The organism is Bacillus sp. CGMCC 1.16541 (assembly GCF_003184905.1).
GTDB lineage: Bacteria > Bacillota > Bacilli > Bacillales > Bacillaceae_H > Priestia.
Map to the genome: position 1 here is coordinate 198,092 of NZ_KZ821206.1, position 21,192 is coordinate 219,283.

Sequence of the window (21,192 nt, forward strand, 5' to 3'; positions counted from 1 at the left end):
AAGATCACCTCATCATTTCAGTTTGATATGAAACAGCTGCCAATACGTACATCGGCGCTGTTTCTGCTCGTAAAATACGGGGGCCAAACCCACATAAGATAAAATCATTTTCTTGTAACGCTACTACTTCTTTTTCTGTTAAACCACCCTCTGGTCCAATAACAACAAGGAGAGATTCTCCTTTGTTCATTTTTGCGAGAGTAGCATGGAGATTGGTGGTTTCTCCTGCTTTTGCTTCTTCTTCATACGCTACCACTTTGTAATCGTATGAACGACTGAGCTGAATTAATTGTTGCAAACTAACAGGATCTTGGACTTGTGGAACAACGGTCCGATGAGATTGCTCGGCTGCTTCTTTTGAAATCTTATTCCAGCGCTCTAACTTTTTTTTGCCTTTTTTGTCGTCCCATTTCACAATCGAACGAGCCGCAATAAAAGGGACAAACATTGTAGCACCCAATTCCGTTCCCTTTTGAATAATGAGCTCTAATTTATCCCCTTTAGGCAGACCGTTCACAATCGTTACAGCAATAGGTAGTTCCTTTTGTTCACTTAACCATTCTACAATAGACAATTGAACTTCGTTACCGGAAATATTTTGAATTTCACAAAGGGATGATTCGCCTTTTTCGTTGCAACAAATGACTTGATCACCTTCAGACATCCGCATCACTCGGACAATATGATGAGCATCGTCTCCTGAAATTGTGACATGCTCCTGTTGGAATTGACTATTTTTTAGAAAATAGCGTTGCATCTTTGCACCTTCTCTATCGTAAAGTAAACCTGCATGAAATACATAAGATGTGTTAAGTGTAGTAGCAAAACCCCCACTTAACACACCTCACAAAGCTCTCTAATGATAAACTTACCCAAAGCCTATACTCTCATGTCGTTTAAACGTTAAAAGTTACTCACCTTTTTGAGCAATAATAGCTACCCAGTCTTCCATAACTGTCACTTCTTTAATAATAAAACCTGCTTTGATTAGCGCCTCTTTTACCTCATCCTTTTTAGCACTAATAATACCAGACGTAATAAATACACCCTTTGGCTTTAATACACGTGCTACATCATCAACAAAGCGCACAATCACTTCAGCTAAAATGTTAGCTACGACTACATCAACAGGACCCTCAACGTTATCTAGCAAGTTGTTTTGTGACACTGTTACTACATCGTGAACTTTGTTTAACTTAATATTTAAACGTGCAGATGCAACTGCTACTTCATCTAAATCAAGCGCTTGTACATGTTTAGCTCCTAATAAGCCTGCACCGATACTTAATACACCTGATCCAGTTCCAACATCTATAACTGTGTCACCAGGTTTAACTGTACGTTCTAGCCCTTGCAAAGACATGACAGTCGTTGGATGAGTTCCTGTACCAAACGCCATTCCAGGGTCCAACTCAATAATTAACTCATCCGTACTCACTGGTTCATACGTCTCCCACGTCGGAACAATTGTGAAGCGTTCAGAAATCTTAACAGGGTGATAATATTTCTTCCAAGCTGTTGCCCATTCCTCTTCATTGACTTCACTAATCGTGACTTTGTTGGCTCCTAAATCAAAGTCATAAACAAGTAACCCATTAATCGCTTCTTTAATCCCCTCAACGGTTTCACCTAAAAAGCTATTCACTGGTACATATGCTTTGATAATAACGCCTTCTTCAGGATAATCGTTTGAATCGAGTTGGTAGATTTCGCCGAACTTTGTATCTCTGTCCTTCACTAAATCTTCCGGATCCTCAATCACAACACCACTAGCTCCTGCTTCATGTAAAATATGTGAGATTGGTTCAATTGCTTCTTGTGTCGTATGAATACAAATTTCAGACCACTTCATCTCTACCAACTCCATTCCTTTCTGTATGCATCGTTATGATTTTTTGTTTACTCACCTTTAAAAGCACGTTTTACTTTTGCAAAGATGGAGTCATGCTGCTCATCTGGTGTTCCTTGACCACTAAGCTCTGCAAATTCACGTAAAAGTTGCTTTTGTTTTTCGGATAGTTTTGTTGGTGTGACAATCTTCACAATAACATGTTGATCACCTTGGCCATATCCACGTACATTTGGAACACCTTTTCCTTTTAAGCGGAATTTTGTTCCTGTTTGCGTACCAGCCGGAATCTTCAACTTTACTTTCCCATGCAATGTTGGGATTTCAACTTCATCTCCTAGCGTTGCTTGTGCAAACGTAAGTGGCATTTCACAATAAATGTCATCACCATCACGTTCGAAGAACTCATGACCTCTTACATGGAATACAACATATAAATCTCCCGCAGGTCCTCCGTTTACACCTGGTTCACCTTGACCGGATACGCGTAACTGTTGACCATCATCAACACCTGCTGGAATTTTCACGCTAATCTTTTTCGTTTTTGTCACCTTTCCAGCACCATGACACGTGTTACATTTTTCGGTAATTTGTTTACCTGTTCCATTACAGTAATGACACACTCGACGGTTTACAATACGTCCAAATGGTGTATTTTGTTCGACATTTAATTGACCAGAACCTTGACAGTGTGAACATGTATTCACTTTTGTACCAGGTTTTGCTCCACTTCCGTTACATGTATCACATGTTTCTTCACGTGGAATTTCAATCGTTGTATCTTTTCCAAATACAGCTTCTTCAAAAGAAAGACTCATTGTGTATTGAAGGTCAGCACCTTGCCTTGGCGCATTAGGGTCTCTTCGACGGCCTCCACCACCAAAAATAGAGCTGAAAATATCTTCAAAACCGAAGCCTCCACCAAAGTCAGAGCCTCCACCAAATCCTTGATTTGGATCTGTGTGACCAAACTGATCGTAATGAGCACGTTTTTGATCATCACTTAATACTTCATATGCTTCTTTAATTTCTTTAAACTTCTCTGGTGCATCCGCATCTTTATTAATATCTGGATGATATTTTTTTGAAAGTTTGCGATAGGCTTTTTTGATCTCATCTTTCCCGGCGTTTTTGCCCAAACCGAGTACTTCATAGTAATCCCGCTTACTCATCAATACTCACTCCCGAATCGTTTCACATAAAGGTTATTGTATCACTATTAATCTTTTCATCGCAACATAAAAGTTACAACTACTTCTTCACCTTCTTATGATCATCCTATTTTTTCAACATGATGATAAAAAGCCAAAGCCAAGGTAAAATGGCTTTGACTTTTTTATCAATCCTAGCTAGCGCCAAAATGAACTTTATACATCGAGCATACTCACACTCTCATCATTTTGTCGTTCTTATTATTTTTTATCGTCGTTTACTTCTTCAAACTCAGCGTCTACGACATTATCATCTTGCTTTGTTTGACCTTCTTCGCCACCTTGTGCTGCTTGAGCCGCTTGTTGTGCTTGCTCATAAAGCTTCACAGATAACTGTTGTACGATTTCTTGAAGCGCATCTTTTTTCGCTTTCATTTCTTCAAGGTCGTTCTTTTCAATTGCCGCTTTTAAAGCATCTTTTGCTTCATTCGCTTTTGCAACTTCAGCTTCATCTACTTTTCCTTCTAGATCTTTTAATGTTTTCTCAGTTGTAAACACTAATTGATCAGCTTCATTGCGAAGTTCTACTTCTTCTTTACGTTGTTTATCTGCATCAGCATTTTCTTCCGCTTCTTTTACCATGCGGTCAATTTCGTCATCCGATAAACCTGTAGAAGATTTAATTGTAATAGCTTGCTCTTTATTTGTACCAAGATCTTTTGCACGTACATTTACGATACCATTTTTGTCGATATCAAATGATACTTCAACTTGTGGTACACCACGTGGAGCTGGTGGGATATCTGTTAATTGGAAGCGACCTAAAGTTTTGTTATCAGATGCCATTGGACGCTCACCTTGTAGAACATGAATATCAACCGCTGTTTGATTATCTGCAGCTGTTGAGAATACTTGAGATTTACTTGTTGGGATTGTTGTATTACGCTCAATTAACTTCGTAAATACGCCACCCATTGTTTCAATACCAAGTGAAAGTGGTGTTACGTCAAGTAAAACAACGTCTTTTACATCACCTGTTAATACTCCACCTTGAATTGCTGCACCAAGTGCAACTACTTCATCAGGATTTACACCTTTATGAGGCTCTTGGTTCGTTTCTTTTTTAATCGCTTCTTGTACCGCTGGGATACGTGTTGAACCACCAACTAAAATAACTTTATCAAGTTCACTTGCTGACATACCCGCATCTTTTAACGCTTGACGTACAGGTGCCATTGTGCGCTCAACAAGAGTTGAAGACAGCTCTTCAAATTTAGCGCGTGATAATGATACTTCTAAATGAAGAGGTCCTGCTTCACCAGCCGTGATGAATGGTAAAGAGATTTGTGTTGATGTTACACCTGATAAATCTTTTTTCGCTTTTTCAGCTGCATCTTTTAAACGTTGAAGAGCCATTTTGTCTTTTGATAAGTCGATGCCATTTTCTTTTTTGAACTCAGCAACTAAATAATCAATGATCACTTGGTCAAAGTCGTCTCCACCAAGTCTGTTGTCACCAGCTGTAGCGCGAACTTCAAATACGCCATCACCTAGTTCTAAGATTGATACGTCAAACGTACCGCCACCAAGATCATATACAAGAATTGTTTGATCTTCTTCCGTTTTATCTAAACCGTAAGCAAGCGCTGCTGCCGTAGGTTCGTTAATGATACGCTCTACTTCAAGACCTGCAATGCGACCTGCATCCTTTGTTGCTTGGCGCTCTGCATCATTAAAATAAGCAGGAACCGTAATAACTGCTTTTGTTACTTCCTCACCTAAGTAAGCTTCTGCAGATGCTTTTAAGTTTTGAAGAATAATAGCTGAAAGTTCTTGAGGTGTATAATCTTTTCCTTCTACCTCAACTTTATAATCTGTACCCATATGACGTTTAATAGAGATAATTGTATTAGGGTTTGTAATTGCTTGACGCTTCGCTACTTCCCCTACTTGACGCTCTCCATTTTTAAACGCAACAACAGATGGTGTTGTACGATTTCCTTCTGGATTTGGAATAACTTTTGGTTCGCCGCCTTCTAAAACAGCAACACATGAGTTAGTTGTACCTAAGTCGATACCGATGATCTTACTCATTGACTACTACCTCCTAAATAATTTATGTAGTTTCTTTATTATTGATTAACTTTTACCATTGATGGACGAATCACTTTATCCTTTAACTTGTAACCTTTTTGGAATTCTTCGACTACAGTATTTGACTCATGTGACTCATCTTCTACTTGCATCACCGCTTGATGTTCATAAGGATCAAATGTTTGGCCTACAGCCTTAATCGCTTCTACTCCTTCTTTTTGAAGAGCTTCCACTAATTGACGGTGGACCATTTCCATTCCTTGTAAAACAGCTTTTGTTTGATCGTTTGCTTCAACTTGTAAAGCACGTTCAAAATTATCAAGTGCTGGTAAAATATCCGTTACTAAGCTTTGTGCACGATACTTTTCAGCAGCTTCTGTATCTAAACGCACACGACGACGGAAGTTATCGAAATCAGCTTGGAGACGTAAGTAGCGATTCTCTTGTTCTTCAAGCTGTTGCTTTAATTCATCAACTTGTTGTTGAAGTGGATTATCTACAGTTTCTTGAGTTTCTTCCTCAACTGTCTCTGTTTCCTCTTCTACACTTTCAACTTCTTCAACCACATCTTCTACTTGCTTTTCGCTCGACAATGAACTCACCTCCCTTAAAGAATACATCACATAGGTAGATCGGATGAACTCATTCATTCTTCATCCGACCTATCAACCTTAATACTGATTATATAATCTCGTCAATGCTTTCGACATATCAGAAGAAAGAACATGCAATAAGCTAATGACACGTGAATACTCCATCCGTGTTGGACCAAGTATTGAAATTGTCCCTAATTGTTCTTGTCCTAATGAATACGTAGCTGTAATTAAACTACAATTTTCCATCGCACTTACTTCATTTTCTCGTCCAATTTTAACATGAATACCTGCTTTGTTTGTTCGTAGCATTTGATAGACTTGCTGTTCTTGTTCAATCATTGTCAGTAAAGCGCGCATCTTATCAACATCATGAAACTCTGGCTGACTGAACATATTCGTTTTACCACCGATAAAGATTTTCTCATCGGTTCTCAACTTTAATGCCCCACTCAAGAGAGCCATTGCTTGTTCATAGTTTTCAATATGAGCTTTTAACAATTTAGCAACTTCTTTATACATCTTGTCTTGTAAATCAACAATTGATACCCCAACGAGCTTGTCATTTAAGATATTCACCATTTTTTCGACATCAGATGCATTCATTGACGTTGGTAACGTAATGGTTTTACTCTCTACATACCCCGTGTCCGTTACAATAATCGCAACGGCAGAACCAGGAGAAAGTGGTAGAATTTGCAATTGTTTTAACTTATGATTGATTACTTGTGGACCTAATACAATAGACGTTAAGCTTGTTAAATCAGATAAAATTTGTGCGGATTTTTGCACGACTTGCTCAAGCTCCACAATTTTTTCTGCAAACAAAGACTTAATTTGCTTAGCATCCTTATTTTCTAAAAGAGATGGCGTTAGCAAATGATCAACATAATAACGATATCCTCTTTCTGAAGGGACTCGACCTGATGAACTATGTGTTTTTTCAATAAAACCTAACTCTTCTAAATCAGACATTTCATTACGAATTGTAGCTGAACTAAAATTAATATCAGGTTTTTTAGACAAAGTTCTAGAGCCTACAGGCTGTGCAGATCGAATGAAGTCATCTACTATCACTTGCAAAATAAGCAGTTGTCGATCAGTAAGCACATTTCATCACCTCTGTTAGCACTCTTTTATAACGAGTGCTAAATCTAATAATAAATTACCAAAACGACTGTGTGATGTCAACGTTTAGATTACACCAATAAATGCCTGAAACACTTCATTACCTAAAAAACGTCCGTTTCTTGTGAGGAATAAAGAATCATCCTGTTCTTGAAGTAACTTTTTCTCTTTATACTCTCGAATCGGTTCAGCAAAAACCGTTGAAAGTTCTACTCCGTATTTTTCTTTAAAAATCTCTTTTGACACCCCTGCTGTTTTGCGCAAACCTAGAAACATTTCTTCTTCCATCATCTCTTCTTTTGACACTTTATTTTCTTCTAAATACGGAAAACCTGTTTCTTCAATCAACGACATGTATTTTTTTAATGGTCCACTGTTTGCTCGTCGAACACCATTTACATAGCTATGAGCTCCAGCACCGATTCCGTAATACTCCGAATTATCCCAGTAAGTTAAATTATGCTTACTCTCATATCCATTTTTGGCAAAGTTGCTAATTTCATACTGATGGAAGCCATGGCGCTCCATCTCTATCATAAGTAAATCATACATGGTCGCTTCCGCTTCCTGTGTCGGAACATGCAATTTCCCTTTTTTCATCAAATTATAAAAGACTGTCTTTGGTTCAATAATAAGCGAATAAGCCGACATATGCTCAACATCTAGCGAAAAAGCAATGTCTAATGTTTTCTTGAAATCTTCAACTGTTTGATGAGGTAAACTATACATTAAATCAACACTAATGTTATTAAACCCTATCTCTCTTGCAGTTTCGATTGCTTGAAATGCTTGATTCTTTGTATGAACACGACCGATGTTTTGTAGCAAATCATCGTTAAAAGTTTGTACACCAATACTCAATCGGTTCACACCGTATTCTTTGAGAATTTTCAACTTTTGTTCTGTGAGCTCATTTGGGTTTGCTTCAAATGTAAACTCTCCTTCTTTTTCTAAAGGTAGATATGTTCGAATCGCATCTAAGAAATAGTGCAATTGGTTTTCATCTAAAGCTGTAGGTGTACCACCACCTACAAAAATTGTATTTAATCCTTTTGTCGGATAAGCCTCTACTGTGTTTTTCATCTCTTCTTTCATACTTTCTAAATAAGGAACGACTGGTTGATTTTCAAAAAAGACTTTATTAAAGTCACAGTAATGACATATATGATGACAAAACGGTATATGCAAGTATGCTGCTTGTACCACTTTATTTCCACCTCAAATTATGCTTGATAGTAAATGATAAAAATACCGCAGAGTCAATCTGCGGTATTTTTATCATATCAGAGCTTATATCTATTTTAAAACAAGACGATTACTTATCATCATCCATTTTCAGAACAGCCATAAATGCTTCTTGTGGTACTTCGACTGAACCTACTTGTTTCATACGCTTCTTACCTTCTTTTTGTTTCTCAAGAAGTTTTCGTTTACGTGAAATATCTCCACCATAACATTTTGCTAATACGTTTTTACGAATTGCTTTGATTGTGGAACGAGCCACAATTTTTTGACCGATTGCAGCTTGAATAGGCACTTCAAACTGTTGGCGCGGAATTAATTCTTTTAACTTTTCAACAATGACTTTCCCACGCTCATAAGCAGCATCACGGTGAACGATAAAGGACAAAGCATCAACTTTTTCAGCATTTAATAAAATATCCATTTTCACAAGTTTAGATGGACGATAACCAATTAGCTCATAGTCGAAAGAAGCGTAACCTTTCGTATTTGATTTTAATTGGTCAAAGAAATCGTAAACAATCTCAGAAAGTGGAATTTCATAAACGATGCTTACTCGATTTTCATCTAAATATTGCATATCAACAAAGACGCCACGTTTTTTCTGACAAAGCTCCATAACTGCTCCTACATAATCATTTGGAAGCATCATTGTCGCTTTTACAAACGGCTCTTCTACACGCTCAATTGTTTGTGGATCTGGCATGTTTGCTGGGTTATCCACTGTTAATTTGCTCTCATCTGTTAAATACACTTCGTAAATAACACTTGGTGCTGTTGTGATAAGGTCAATTTTAAATTCACGTTCAATACGTTCTTGAATAATTTCCATGTGCAATAACCCTAAGAATCCACAGCGGAAACCGAATCCTAATGCTTGCGAAGTCTCTGGCTCAAATTGCAAAGCAGAATCATTTAACTCTAATTTTTCAAGAGCATCACGTAAATCATTATATTTAGCTGTATCAATTGGATATAAACCACAATATACCATTGGGTTTAAACGACGGTAACCTGGTAATGGTTCAGTCGCTCCACCTTTTGCATGAGTAATCGTATCACCCACGCGTGTGTCCCCAACATTTTTAATTGCAGCAGTTAAATATCCTACATCTCCAACTGTTAGTTCTTGTCTTGGTACAGCTTTTGGTGTTAAGACACCAATCTCAGTCACTTCAAATTCTTTACCTGTCGCCATCATCTTGATTTTATCGCCAACTTTTACCGACCCTTCTACAATACGGATGGATGCAATAACACCTCGATATGCATCGTATAGGGAATCAAAAATAAGGGCTTGTAAAGGCGCATCAGGATCTCCTGGTGGCGCTGGAACCTTTTCAACAATTTGCTCTAAAATGTCTTCAATTCCAATACCTGCTTTTGCAGAAGCTAATACCGCTTCTGATGCATCTAAACCAATAACATCCTCAACTTCTTGACGAACACGTTCAGGCTCCGCACTTGGAAGATCAATTTTGTTAATAACGGGTAAGATTTCAAGGTCATTGTCTAGCGCTAAATACACATTAGCCAGTGTTTGTGCTTCAATCCCTTGCGCTGCATCTACAACAAGAATAGCTCCTTCACATGCCGCTAAGCTACGTGATACCTCGTATGTAAAGTCGACATGCCCAGGTGTGTCAATTAGATGAAAAATATATTCTTCTCCATCTTTCGCCTTGTACGTAAGCTGTACTGCGTTCAACTTAATTGTAATCCCACGTTCACGTTCTAAATCCATAGAGTCTAAAAGCTGCTCTTTCATTTCACGCTGTGTTAACGCATTTGTTTTTTCTAAGATACGGTCTGCTAGTGTAGACTTCCCGTGATCTATATGTGCAATAATCGAAAAGTTACGTATTTTCGATTGACGTTTTAATTTCGCTTCTCTATCCATCGTCTTTTCACTCCTACCAAAACTCGACAAACTTCACTAGATTAAATTATAACAATACGTTACGCAACATTCAATACGCAGAAAAAGTTGAGAGGTGTTCAAAAGGGTCGACAACACCTTTCCCTTCACCTCTCAACTTTTCCATTTATCCTTTGCAAACTACTTTGATAACACGTTGTGTATAGCTTCTACTGCTTTTTCAATGGTGGATTGCACCGTTGTCGCTAGTTGTTTACCAAGAGAAGAAAATAAATTGAAAATTTTTCGTTCTTCAAGGACTTTTTGTTTTTCTTGTAAGTCCACCACTCTAGTTGTACCTAAAACAGATGCTTCTACTTCACCCTCTTTTGTTTTAGAGATAGTAAAAGCGCCTGACATATTCTCCTCTTCATACCCCTTCATTTTAACAAGTCCTTGTTGTGCAGTTTGCATCCCAAGTAAAACACCAAACAACAAAATCGTCGTAAGTAAAAAGCACTGCATCATGAATTTCATTCTTTTTAAACTCCTTCTGCTATTCTACTACTTACCATTATTGCTTTTTATCAACTTAGGCATTCAGCTTTTTTCGTTTATTCATCACTTTTACTATGTACTTCAGCTATTAGCGTAACCCTCTCATTTCTTTTTTCTTACCACGCATGGCACTCTAGCTCTGTCGGTCTTGCTATTTTCGTTACAAAAAAGCTTGTACACATTTATTATATGTACAAGCTCTCAAAGGAAGAACAGTAATTAATGTGTGTAAGAACCATAGTTCTCTTGATCAACTTCATGGTGCAAAGCTGCATTTAACCCACTTGCGACAACGTTGGCCATATCTTCAATAAATAAATCTACTTCTTTAGGCGTCACCATTAAATTGTGACCAAGCGGTGCTAACACTTCATGAATTAAACGGCGCTTTTCTTCATCAGGAAGAGTCCCAATCATCCCCAAATACGTTTGGCGATGCTCCTCTGCTGGCAAATCCTCATCTGTTAACACTTTTCGTTCACCAAATGTCATCCCAGATGGTACAAGCGACCTCGATGGTCGTCCTCCCTCATTCATTTCTCTCCCAAAGTGTTTTAAGATAAAGTCAATGGTGTCACTCGTAATCGATACAGCATCTACAACTGTCGGGATACCAATTGCAATAACAGGGATTCCTAGTGTATCTTGACTCAACTCTTTTCGCTTATTTCCTACACCTGACCCTGGGTGAATACCTGTATCAGAAATTTGAATCGTAGCATTTACACGTTCAATGCTACGGGCAGCAAGTGAATCAATCGCAATCAGAAAATCTGGTTTTGTCTTTTGTACAACACCTAGGATAATGTCACTTGTTTCAATCCCGGTCACACCCATTACTCCAGGAACAAGGCCACTTACTGGCCGAAATCCATCTTGGACACTTTCAGGTTCTAACTCAAATAAGTGTCTTGTAATTAATAAGTTTTCAATCGCAAGAGGACCTAGCGCATCGGGTGTCACATGACGGTTTCCTAGACCTACAACTAAACAACTTGCATCGTCTGGTATATTAAGGCTCTTAATAAAATAAGAGAGTTCTCTTGCAAATACTTCTTCCATCTTTTGCTGAAGCTCTGTATCTTGTTCACGAATCCCTATCGATTCAAGTGTTAAGTACCTACCCGTTTTCTTTCCAAGACTCTTTGCTCCTTCAGGAGTAATTTCAACCGCTGACACTTTTACCCCATCTACTTCTCTTTCTTTAATAATGACGCCTTCTATTTCGGACGTATTTTTGGCTTTCTCACGTTCTTCAACAGCCATTTGTCGAGCTTCTACAGCTAAATCCGTTCTGACACTATACATACTTAAGTCTAATTTTTCATTCACAGCCTATTCCTCCCAGTCAAAAAGAATAGACTTATTTTGACCTGAAAAAGCCGTCTTCATTCACTAGTTGTTTCTACATCATCACAACTTTTCATTCCTAACCCCCCCTTTTACGAAGAGAATTATTTATTTACTCATAATCATAGGAATAGCAATCGTCATTGAGATAAAATGCTATTGCATTCTGTCTTTTGGTTTGATAGAATATCTTGTGTTCTTATTGTAATGAAATGTCGAGTTCTATATAATCTCGATTGTTAATTTCGGGAGGTGAAATGAATGCCAAATATTAAATCAGCGATCAAACGTGTTAAAACAACTGAAGCTCGCCGTGCTCAAAATATTCAAGTTAAATCTGCTATGCGTACTGCAGTGAAAAACTTTGAAGCATTAGTAGCAAACAATGATTTAGATAACGCAAAAGCTGCATACGCTGTTGCTTCTAAAAAATTAGACAAGGCTGCTCAAAAAGGGCTTATCCACAAAAATGCTGCAAACCGTCAAAAATCTCGCTTAGCGAAAAAATTAAACGGTCTATCTGCATAATGTGTTAAAAAAGCGATCCTACAAAAGATAGGATCGCTTTTTTAATGTGCTTGTTTTAAGAAAAACAACTCTAAAATGAGTGACTTGTCCATTTTTCCTGTTTTCATATCATAATCAGCTTGAGCAATGTCTTTTAAAATAGAGCGCAATCGCTCCTCTGAAAATGCTCGGCTTTGTTGAACGGCTAGTTTTACTCTAAACGGATGGACTTTTAGTGTTTGGGCAATTTGCTGCTGTCCGTATCCTTGACTTGAAAGTTGCTTCGCATGATAAATAAGGCGAAATTGAGATGCTAAGATAGATAAGATCTTAATTGGCTCTTCATTGTTTCTTAATAAATCTTGATACATACTCAATGCCTCTGAAACCTTTCCTTTTATCACAGCCTCTACTAGAGTAAAGACGTTTTGTTCGAGCGTTTTTGCAACAAGAAGAAGCACCACGTCTTGTGTAAGATGTCCACCCTCTCCACTGTATAACATCAACTTATCTAACTCATTCGTGATCAGTGTAAGGTTTAATCCAACTAGCTGAAGTAACAACGTAACAGCTTCCTCATCAATTGTAACAGAGTTTGAAGATGCATAATCACAAATCCATTCTCTCATTTCCTTTTCACCAAACTCATTTGCCATTACACATAATGTTTGATTTTTAAGAACCTTTGTCATTTTTTTACGCTCATCTAACTTTTCATAAGGAGCAATGATAATGAGCACAGTAAACGAAGAAGGATGTTCTATGTATTGAAGTAACTTTTCCACATGATGTTCAACTTTTACCTTTGACTTTTGCTTGTCAGCTGTTAAAAAAGAGGCATTGTGGGCAATAACCACACGTTTATCTCCAAAAAAAGGAAGAGTTTCTGCATCTTCAATGACTTGTTCAATCGGTGTTTCCTCTAGATCATAAGTAGATAAGTTAAAGCTTTTTTCTTCTTCACTTAAAGTTTGATTAATAATTTCTTTTCTTGCTTCTTTTATTAAAAAAGAGTTCACCCCATATATTAAATAAACAGGTGCAATCTTTGCTTTTTTTAATTCCTGTAAACTTTTTAATTCCAATTGTCTGTCGCCCCACTCTCTATGCATAACCAAGTTACACTTGCATTTTATTCATACTCATAATCCTACATGATTTACTTGGAATACAAAAGAGACTGTCTTATAAAGAATAAAATAACAAATGGAACGTTGACGACAATCTGTTTCAAGGAGTGCGACTCAACAAGAGAGCTATCCGCTTGTCGAGTCACATGCTCTATTTATGTTAAACACTAACGAAATAAGCCCTAGGATTCCTATTCGTCAGTGATAAATCCATCGATTACAAACAATTCCTACTAAAAGGAACGTCCTTACCTAGCGAATAAATTTACCTTGACTATAGTATCTCTTTATCAATTTGAACTATTTGTGACAACTACTGTCATTGAAGAAAACGCTTAACATCATATGGATTTTTTTACATACTTCGCTTATACTTAAGTATGAAATAGGAGGGGTAGCAGTGAACGAATTTGAAAAGAGTGTACAAAGTAAACGTAACGATGCTGTTGATTCTGCAGTAGGGTTTGTTGTTTCTTTTGGATTTTTCACTACGTTATTTGCAATCGCAACGGTTATTCATTTTTTAGCTCTATAATACCTACATAGATATGACGTCAAAGACTGTCTCATAGGTCTGTAAAGCTAAGATAGCGTTTGCAGGCTACATTTCTTGCTTATTTAATGAAACAAGAGGTGTAGCGGGCTGTGTCAAACGAAGTGCTTTTTGCACATGTTGACACAGCTTTTTTTGTACAGTTGCCTAGTTATAGATTATGGCAATGTCTTTGTAAAGGTTCCATTATTTGAAGAAAATGTATACGTCACCATTCCATCTTGATCTGTTCGAAAAATAAAGATGTGATGATTTTTCAAGGTACGTAGTACATCTGGATGAGGGTGGTGATAACGATTTGTTTTTCCTACTGATATGAACGAAATTTTCGGATTAACATGTTGAATAAATTGTTCAGTTGTGGAGCTTTTACTTCCATGATGACCAACCTTTAAAACATCTACTTTCATCATCGGGTGCTCTTTTATTAATTTTTCTTCTCCTTCTTGTTCTAAGTCTCCTGTAAAGAGCCACGTATACCTTCCTAACTTTGTAAAAAGAACGACAGATCCATCATTTTTGGAGGATTCGTTACCATATGGAGCAACTACGTGGAACCTATAGCCTCCAACCTCCCACTTATCTCCTTCTTGGACAACTGTTATGGCTATGTTGCGTTCTATTGCTTTTTTCACTATTGCCTGTTCTACACCTTCTATTTGTTTTTTCTTTCCAATCACCAGTTCATCAATGGTGAATTCGTCTAATAATGTAAAAGCTCCCCCTGCGTGATCATAATCGCCGTGCGTAATAATGAATTTATCAATTTTGTTAATTCCACGTGATTTCAAATAGGGGGTGATGACATCTTCTCCCACTTCAAAAGATTTTTTCTTTTCTCTCCAAGCTTCCTTATCAAATGGGACTGTTCCACCTGCATCAATTAAATAAACAGATTTTCGAAAAGGAAGTTCAATTAAAATACTGTCTCCTTGCCCAACGTCAATCATCGTTACTCTACCGAAAGGATGTAAATAAGGAAGTACCATTTGAACGATAACACAGAGTAAAAAGATGCCTATTGCTACCAAAAAGGATTTTGCGTTAGATTTCTTCTCCATCTTGTAAAGCAAATAACAACTAGATGCATACAGACAAAGAAGTCCCCATATAGAAAGCTTCCCTACTATTAGTTGAAAAGTCGAAATTGAAGAAAAGAAAGAGGCCAACTCCATGCTTATGATTAATAAAACGTGAAGTATCCACTCAATAATGCCCCCAATTGATGGGAGACAAATGGTGAAAATAACCGTTAAAAAACACAAAGGAAGAATGAGGATTGAAAAAAGAGGTACAAACATCATATTGAGAGGTAAGCTTAACAAAGAGACTTCATAAAAGTGATACAAAATAAGAGGTAATGAACCTATCTGAGCGATAAAAGAAACAATAAACAACTGCGAAATAACCATCTCTCTCTTTTGAATAATAAACGGATTGGATACAATGAGAAAGAAACTAACGGTAAAAGATAGCTGAAAGCCGACTTGAAACAAATAGTAGGGGTTGATGAGAAGCATGAAGATAAACGCAAGACTTAACGCATCAAGCGGTCGTAACTTACTTTTCACACGAAGAGAAAAAAGGATGAACATCGTCATCAATGCAGCACGTATAACAGAAGGTGCAGCCCCCGCCAAAAGAACATAGATAGGTAACAAACAGATGATAAGAATCGTCGCATGCTCTCTCGTTAACCCCACTCGAATTAAAGCATAAAAAACAGCAGCAACAAGAAAACCAACATGCAATCCAGAAATAGCTAATAGATGAATAACACCTAGTTGCTGATAACTTTTGGTGACGTCCTCATTCATTTCTTTTCGTTCTCCATATAGCAACGCTTGCATAAACGGTGCTATCGGCTCACCAAACGTATGGTGAATATATTGAATTCCTTTTTGGCGCCACGTTAAGAGGTGCTCACGTGCCGTTTTTGAGTTATTTTTACATGTTGATAGCTCCATGTCTGATATGTGTAACACCCAATGAATGCGATGGTAATATAAATATTGCTTATAATCAAATGCATTGACATTTCGTGCTGCTTCTGGAACCTTTAATTCACCTTTTAACAAGCAAGACATTCCAACCTCTAGCGATGCCATTGCTTGCTTTTCTGCTTCAGTTGAAAGTTTATATATAGCTGTGACGTGTTCATCTAAGATAGAAAATTGAAACCTGAGGCTGTCTCCATTTATAGAAGGAGGGGATGAAATAACACCTTCAAATTCACGTTGGTTGTCAAAGAGGGTTGTTGCATTGGTTCTATCCATATAGTCATAATAGAGCCCAGACAAAAGAAAAGCACCGATACAGAGAAATAAAATCTTCCTAGAGCAACGCACGTACAAAAAAGCTAAATAAGCGAGTGATAGAAGAAAACTCAATGTGTGTTGTCCTTCATATATCCAGATGGATAACGCACAGCTAAAAGCTAGATAGATCCAATTGTTTGTCAATGTATCACCTTGTTTCATCAAGAAGTAGACGATGGAAAAAAAGAAAGGCAGACAAAACGCTTGTCCACCTTTTATTTAGACATGGAAAAGAGAGAAGATGCTTGCTGTTGCAACTTTGTTAGTTGCTCGTTATCTAGATTTTTCGATTGAAGAATCGAAAGCAACTGTGACACAAAGTCACTTTTTTCTTTACTGTTTGGTTCTAATACAGACTCTTCTAGTGGAACCTCTTCTACTTTTACGTTTGCTTGTTTAAATAATTCAATTGCATAGGGATGATTTTTATAGCTGTTGGCATAATAAACTGTTTTAATTCCGGCTTGTATAATCGCTTTACAGCAGTGCAAACAAGGAAAATGGGTGACATAAATCTCCGCGCCTTCCGTTTTCACACCGAATTTTGCACATTGTAACAAGGCATTCATCTCAGCATGAATCGTTCGAACACAATGTCCATCAATCACATAACATCCTTCATCTGCACAGTGAACACCACCACTAATGGAACCATTATAACCACCAGCGATGATTCGTTTATCCCGTACAATTGTAGCTCCAACCGCTAACCTTGTACATGTACTTCTAAATGATAATAAATGACTTTGTGCCATAAAATATTGATCCCACGAAATCCTATTCAAAGAGCTCCCCTACCTTTACTGTTCTATTACTTCTAGTGTAGCTGTTACCGGTTTTCAACGTCAATGCATTGATTCATTCAGTTTACTGTAACTTGATCTTTTAGTTGTTCAAAAGACTTTTCACCAATCCCTGATACATTCGTTAACTCTTCAATTGATTTAAACAACCCATTTTCTTCACGATAAGAGACAATAGAAGCTGCTTTAGAAGGTCCTATTCCGTTAAGTGTTTGAAGCTCTTGCTCGGTAGCGGTATTAATGTTAATGAGTTTTGATTGATCATTTGAGTGAGATTCTACAACATTGGTTGTAAGAACAGGAGTGTCAGTTACCTCACCTTCAATTGGGACATATACGACCATTTCATCTTGAAGTTTCATAGCAAAATTAATTTGCTTTGAATCTGCACTTTCTAACAACCCACCGGCAGACATAATAACATCTTGTACTCTACTTTCCGCTTCAAGTTCGTAGACTCCTGGAACTTTCACGGCACCTTTTACATCAACAATAATCGTACTTGGCACATCAGCAACTTTTGGTTGTTCAGGTAACTCAGCAACTGGCTCTTTTGTATCACCTAGCATACTTTGCAGTTCCTCTGAAGACGAAGATTTTGAAGGAGTATTACTTTTCTCGTAAATGATGTACAAACTAATCAAACTGATACATACGATAACAATGACTTTATATTTTTTTAGGTAATTTATACTGAACACCCTTTCAAAATTGAACCGAATCATAAATTTGTGGAATGACTCATAATGTTTAGGAGAGAAGGTTTTGAAGGAGGGGATGAAACAATGAACATAGGGTTTATCGGAACCGGAAATATGGGAAAAATACTGATTGATGCATTTTTAGAGTCAGAAGCCATACATCCTTCAACCGTTGCTGTAACGAATCGTACTTTATCAAAAGCGTTAGCCATTCAAGCAGATCACCCTCTTATCACAGTTGAGCGTACGGCTGAAGAGGTCGTAAATAAATCGAAGGTTATTTTTTTATGTGTAAAGCCATTAGACATTCACCCCCTTTTAATAAAATTGAAGCCAAAACTTACACCAAATCATTGCATTGTCTCCATTACAAGTCCTATTTCTGTTGAACAAATGGAAGAAGTGGTTAATTGTCAAGTGGCACGTATCATTCCAAGCATTACGAACCGAGCATTAGCTGGTGTGTCTCTAACAACATTCGGCGAAAGTTGCAATCGTTATTACAGAAGTTACCTTCAACATTTATTTTCTAAAATTTCAAGGCCTATCTCAATCGACAATGATATTACTCGCGTATCATCTGACATCGTCAGTTGTGGTCCTGCTTTTTTCAGTTTTTTATTACAAAGATTTATTGATGCAGCCGTTCAAGAAACGAATATCTCTGAAGATGTAGCAACAAAGCTAACAAGTGAAATGGTTATCGGAATGGGGAAATTATTAGAGTCAGAGATTTTCACTCTCCCTACTTTGCAAGAGAAGGTATGTGTAAAAGGCGGAGTAACAGGTGAAGGTATTAAGGTATTAGAAAAAGAACTTGGAGATATGTTCGTGCATATTTTCCAGCAAACACATTTAAAATTTGATGAAGACATTGAAAAAGTAACACATCAATTTAACTTCTAACAAGGTAGCTAAAAAAGAAGAGGGATGTTGGCTTTTTAGACATTCTTTTTCTTTATTCAAGTCAGCACTTTTTATGTATTCTTTTTCTTCTTCGTTTTTCCTGCTTTTATCCATCATTTTGTTTTTAGCAGAAACGATTTATGCTAAAGACTCTCTTACAAAAAAGAAGCTTCGCCGTCAAGAGTAATCCTTAATGGCAAAGCTTCTTTTATTTATATACTGAAAAGAAAATACGTTCACTATCATGAACAGGATCCATCGCTTCAAAATCAGCTGTAATTTTCATATCACGAAATCCTGCTTCTTGTAACCACTTTGTATATGTGTCGATTGTAAATGTTTGTTGCTTATGCAACTCATCAAATCGTTGATAAGCCTCAATCTCTTCATCATACACAAAGAACGTTAATTCATGTTCTACAACATAATCTTCTGCTGAAAAACAGTTCCATATATAAGAGACATCTTCATCAATGTGCGAAAATGTATTGTCACCAAAGATCGTTGTCATTTTATAAACCGAATGCACATCAAATAACAACATGCCTCCTGGCTTTAAATGTTCATAAACCTTATGGATTGTTTGCTTAACCTCATCAGCTGATTGTAAATAGTTGAGTGAATCACAAAAGATGACAACGCAGTCAAACTGCATGCCTAAATCTAATTCGCTCATATTTTGTTGATACAGGGATAGTGAAACATGTTCAGCAGCTGCCTTTTCTTTTGCTACCATCAACATATCGTCCGACAAATCTACCCCAACCACGTCTAAACCTTCTTTTGCCAAACGTACCGCAACTTCTCCAGTACCACAAGCTAAGTCTAACACTTTTGGACTTTCCACATTTGCTTTGAACATCTGTTGTTTAAAGTAATGAACCCATTGTTCGTAAGGAACATCCGACATTAAACGGTCATAGACATAGGCAAAATGCCCGTAGCTCGCACTCATGATTTCAACTCTTCTTGCAAGTTAACAACGGGCGCATCTCCCCATAGGCGTTCTAATTTGTAGTAACTTCTTTCATCCTTATGGAAGACATGAGCAACTACATCTCCTAAGTCAATTAAAATCCACCTTGCTTCATCAAAACCTTCCATGCGCTTTACTTGAATACCTTGCTCTTGGGCTTTATCTTTAATTTCACGCGCAATAGCTTGCGCTTGCTTATCAGAGTTACCATGACAAATCACAAAGTAGTCGGCTACTAACGACACACCTTGCATATTAAGGGCCACTAAATCAATTGCTTTTTTGTCATCAGCTGCTTTTGCAACCAACGATAATAGTTCACGTTCTTGCATTTATTTCCCTCCTAATACTAACGAATTGTACGTCTTCATCGTATCTGGATACACGGCTTGATTTTTCTTTAATAAAAAAACAATGGTATTCTTTAACGATTGAATGAGCGCCGTATCTAAATCTTGTTTCGCTAATTCACGAACCTCATCCACACCAGGAAAATGTCGTCCAGGCTCTATATAATCCGCTACATAAATAATTTTTTCTAATAACGTCATATCAGGTCGGCCAGATGTATGGTATTTAATTGCATCCAATACTTCTTTATCGGTTATGCCAACTTCTTGTTGAACTAAGTATGTACCAACTGGTGCGTGCCAAAGCTCCGTATTATAAAGCAGCAAAGATGGTTCCATTTTTTGAGAAACGATAATTTTTCTCATTTCTTCTTTTGGACGAAATTTCGCGTAGTCGTGAAAGATCGCAGCCAATTCGGCCTTTTTAGCATCCGCTCCATAACGCTCAGCTAACGTAATCGCAGTTTCCATCACACCAATTGTATGCTGATAGCGATGATCAGTCAGCTGTTCCTTCACAACTTTCAGTGCTTCATCTCGATTCATATAACTTGTTCTCCTCCACGTACTGTTTAATATCATTTGGTACTAAGTACTGAATGGAACGTTTGCTTTTTACTCGTTGACGAATAAGAGAAGAAGAGATATCCACTTGGATTACCTCTACAAACTCAAGAGGATAAGAGGATTTGAGCTCATAGCCAGGTCTTTTCACACCGACAAATGTAACAAGATGAACGAGTTCTTCGATTTTGTACCATTTGGGTAAGTATTCCACCATATCTCCACCAACAATGAAATAAAAATGAACATCCGGGTATAATTCCTTTACAGCTTTCATTGTATCAAACGTGTAGGATGTACCTTTTCGCTGAAACTCAATGTCCTGTACTGAAAAATGTTCATGATTTTGAATAGCAAGTTTTAACATATGCAATCGATGTTCTGGATCAATCTCATTGCTTACCTCTTTATGAGGAGGCGTATAGGATGGCATAAACCAACACTCGTCTAGTTTTAACTGCTCGAACACTTCATTTGCAATGATAAGGTGACCCAGGTGTGGTGGATTAAATGTACCACCTAAGATGCCTATTCGCTTCAATGATCCTCCGCTCCTTTGTC

General features: G+C 37.4%; 21 protein-coding genes. 3 read left to right on the top strand and 18 right to left on the bottom strand.

Features of this window, described 5'->3' with window-relative positions:
- Positions 1 to 4: 4 nt before the first annotated feature.
- The 10 genes from DIS06_RS01070 to gpr form a co-directional block, all read right to left on the bottom strand.
- The gene (locus tag DIS06_RS01070; protein WP_110111392.1) at positions 5 to 757 is read right to left on the bottom strand and encodes a 16S rRNA (uracil(1498)-N(3))-methyltransferase; all 753 of its coding nucleotides are present in this window, start codon (positions 755 to 757) and stop codon (positions 5 to 7) included.
- A gap of 153 nt (positions 758 to 910) precedes the next feature.
- Positions 911 to 1,852: a 50S ribosomal protein L11 methyltransferase gene (gene prmA / locus DIS06_RS01075; RefSeq protein WP_110111393.1), complete on the bottom strand. Its 942-nt coding sequence runs from the start codon at positions 1,850 to 1,852 to the stop codon at positions 911 to 913.
- A 47-nt stretch (positions 1,853 to 1,899) separates the two neighbouring features.
- On the bottom strand, positions 1,900 to 3,021 hold the full coding sequence (gene dnaJ / locus DIS06_RS01080) for a molecular chaperone DnaJ (RefSeq protein ID WP_110111394.1): 1,122 nt from the start codon (positions 3,019 to 3,021) through the stop codon (positions 1,900 to 1,902).
- Positions 3,022 to 3,261: 240 nt separating this feature from the next.
- Positions 3,262 to 5,094, bottom strand: coding sequence for a molecular chaperone DnaK (dnaK, locus tag DIS06_RS01085; RefSeq protein WP_110111395.1), 1,833 nt, complete (start codon positions 5,092 to 5,094; stop codon positions 3,262 to 3,264).
- Positions 5,095 to 5,132: 38 nt separating this feature from the next.
- Positions 5,133 to 5,687 carry a nucleotide exchange factor GrpE gene (gene grpE / locus DIS06_RS01090; RefSeq protein WP_110111396.1) on the bottom strand — a complete coding sequence of 185 codons (555 nt, stop codon included), beginning with the start codon at positions 5,685 to 5,687 and terminating at the stop codon, positions 5,133 to 5,135.
- A gap of 78 nt (positions 5,688 to 5,765) precedes the next feature.
- Entirely contained in the window at positions 5,766 to 6,797 is a 1,032-nt protein-coding gene (gene hrcA, locus DIS06_RS01095; protein ID WP_110111397.1) for a heat-inducible transcriptional repressor HrcA, read from the bottom strand.
- A gap of 84 nt (positions 6,798 to 6,881) precedes the next feature.
- A complete protein-coding gene (hemW, locus tag DIS06_RS01100) occupies positions 6,882 to 8,021 on the bottom strand; it encodes a radical SAM family heme chaperone HemW (RefSeq protein ID WP_110111398.1) in 1,140 nt (379 codons plus the stop codon).
- Positions 8,022 to 8,130: 109 nt separating this feature from the next.
- The gene (lepA, locus tag DIS06_RS01105) at positions 8,131 to 9,957 is read right to left on the bottom strand and encodes a translation elongation factor 4 (RefSeq protein WP_110111399.1); all 1,827 of its coding nucleotides are present in this window, start codon (positions 9,955 to 9,957) and stop codon (positions 8,131 to 8,133) included.
- A 159-nt stretch (positions 9,958 to 10,116) separates the two neighbouring features.
- The gene (locus DIS06_RS01110; protein ID WP_110111400.1) at positions 10,117 to 10,452 is read right to left on the bottom strand and encodes a YqxA family protein; all 336 of its coding nucleotides are present in this window, start codon (positions 10,450 to 10,452) and stop codon (positions 10,117 to 10,119) included.
- Between the two features lie 240 nt (positions 10,453 to 10,692).
- Complete coding sequence (gpr, locus tag DIS06_RS01115) at positions 10,693 to 11,805, bottom strand: GPR endopeptidase (RefSeq protein WP_110111401.1); 1,113 nt, start codon at positions 11,803 to 11,805, stop codon at positions 10,693 to 10,695.
- 279 nt (positions 11,806 to 12,084) lie between these two features.
- Here gpr and rpsT point away from each other — a divergent pair, with 279 nt between their 5' ends.
- Positions 12,085 to 12,351, top strand: a complete 267-nt coding sequence (gene rpsT, locus DIS06_RS01120) for a 30S ribosomal protein S20 (RefSeq protein ID WP_110111402.1) — start codon at positions 12,085 to 12,087, stop codon at positions 12,349 to 12,351.
- A gap of 41 nt (positions 12,352 to 12,392) precedes the next feature.
- Here the strand turns inward: rpsT and holA are convergent, their stop codons facing one another.
- On the bottom strand, positions 12,393 to 13,415 hold the full coding sequence (gene holA / locus DIS06_RS01125; RefSeq protein ID WP_110111403.1) for a DNA polymerase III subunit delta: 1,023 nt from the start codon (positions 13,413 to 13,415) through the stop codon (positions 12,393 to 12,395).
- A 445-nt stretch (positions 13,416 to 13,860) separates the two neighbouring features.
- Between holA and DIS06_RS01130 the strand changes: the two genes are divergently transcribed.
- Positions 13,861 to 13,995, top strand: coding sequence for a YqzM family protein (locus DIS06_RS01130; protein WP_110111404.1), 135 nt, complete (start codon positions 13,861 to 13,863; stop codon positions 13,993 to 13,995).
- Between the two features lie 176 nt (positions 13,996 to 14,171).
- Here the strand turns inward: DIS06_RS01130 and DIS06_RS01135 are convergent, their stop codons facing one another.
- From DIS06_RS01135 to DIS06_RS01145, 3 genes are all read right to left on the bottom strand, one after another.
- Positions 14,172 to 16,493: a DNA internalization-related competence protein ComEC/Rec2 gene (locus DIS06_RS01135; protein WP_110111405.1), complete on the bottom strand. Its 2,322-nt coding sequence runs from the start codon at positions 16,491 to 16,493 to the stop codon at positions 14,172 to 14,174.
- Between the two features lie 53 nt (positions 16,494 to 16,546).
- The gene (locus DIS06_RS01140) at positions 16,547 to 17,116 is read right to left on the bottom strand and encodes a ComE operon protein 2 (RefSeq protein WP_110111406.1); all 570 of its coding nucleotides are present in this window, start codon (positions 17,114 to 17,116) and stop codon (positions 16,547 to 16,549) included.
- A 77-nt stretch (positions 17,117 to 17,193) separates the two neighbouring features.
- Positions 17,194 to 17,703: a helix-hairpin-helix domain-containing protein gene (locus tag DIS06_RS01145; RefSeq protein WP_239421754.1), complete on the bottom strand. Its 510-nt coding sequence runs from the start codon at positions 17,701 to 17,703 to the stop codon at positions 17,194 to 17,196.
- Positions 17,704 to 17,919: 216 nt separating this feature from the next.
- Between DIS06_RS01145 and comER the strand changes: the two genes are divergently transcribed.
- On the top strand, positions 17,920 to 18,741 hold the full coding sequence (gene comER / locus DIS06_RS01150) for a late competence protein ComER (RefSeq protein WP_110111407.1): 822 nt from the start codon (positions 17,920 to 17,922) through the stop codon (positions 18,739 to 18,741).
- A gap of 208 nt (positions 18,742 to 18,949) precedes the next feature.
- On the opposite strand, the gene DIS06_RS01155 is transcribed toward comER, so the two are convergent.
- Genes DIS06_RS01155 through DIS06_RS01170 form a run of 4 tightly spaced genes read right to left on the bottom strand, consistent with a single transcriptional unit; the run spans position 18,950 to position 21,172 of the window.
- Positions 18,950 to 19,696 carry a class I SAM-dependent DNA methyltransferase gene (locus DIS06_RS01155; protein ID WP_110111408.1) on the bottom strand — a complete coding sequence of 249 codons (747 nt, stop codon included), beginning with the start codon at positions 19,694 to 19,696 and terminating at the stop codon, positions 18,950 to 18,952.
- Positions 19,693 to 20,049 (bottom strand): ribosome silencing factor, encoded by a 357-nt coding sequence (rsfS, locus tag DIS06_RS01160; protein ID WP_110111409.1) that lies wholly within the window; start codon positions 20,047 to 20,049, stop codon positions 19,693 to 19,695. Before rsfS ends, DIS06_RS01155 begins: the two co-directional genes overlap by 4 nt.
- Complete coding sequence (gene yqeK / locus DIS06_RS01165; protein ID WP_110111410.1) at positions 20,050 to 20,613, bottom strand: bis(5'-nucleosyl)-tetraphosphatase (symmetrical) YqeK; 564 nt, start codon at positions 20,611 to 20,613, stop codon at positions 20,050 to 20,052.
- On the bottom strand, positions 20,600 to 21,172 hold the full coding sequence (locus tag DIS06_RS01170; protein ID WP_110111411.1) for a nicotinate-nucleotide adenylyltransferase: 573 nt from the start codon (positions 21,170 to 21,172) through the stop codon (positions 20,600 to 20,602). Before DIS06_RS01170 ends, yqeK begins: the two co-directional genes overlap by 14 nt.
- Positions 21,173 to 21,192 lie beyond the last annotated feature (20 nt).